The 338-nt window shown below is 65.7% G+C and carries 1 pseudogene; it reads right to left on the bottom strand.

What is annotated here, in order from left to right:
- A pseudogene (locus CF165_RS49820) lies at positions 1 to 338 on the bottom strand (phosphotransferase family protein); the annotation flags it as partial.

Here is a 338-nt window from a genome sequence, read left to right as displayed (position 1 = left end):
CAGGGCTTCGAGCGTGCCACCACGCACGTCCTCCAGCACAGCCACCTCGCCCGCGAGCAGACTCCTGCTGCGGTCCACCATCACCACCCGCGGAACCCGGACGGCGATCGAGGACAGTGCGGTATGAGCGGCTTCGAACAGATCGAGACCACTGGCATGACCGAACGGGTCGCTCTGGTCCTGCGACGCCGATTCCGGCCAGTAGTTCTCATCGGCGTTCCACACATAGGCGATGCATGTCGTGCGGTCATCCAGCACCAGCCGGTAGACGCCCTTCTTGGAACCGCCACGCAGCCGTTCCACCGAGACCAGTTCACGCTCCCCGAACGCCGCTCGCG

Source organism: Amycolatopsis vastitatis, assembly GCF_002234595.1.
GTDB classification, from domain to species: domain Bacteria; phylum Actinomycetota; class Actinomycetes; order Mycobacteriales; family Pseudonocardiaceae; genus Amycolatopsis; species Amycolatopsis vastitatis.
Note: the sequence above shows the minus strand (reverse complement) of the source record. Positions and strands in the feature narration are given on the sequence as shown.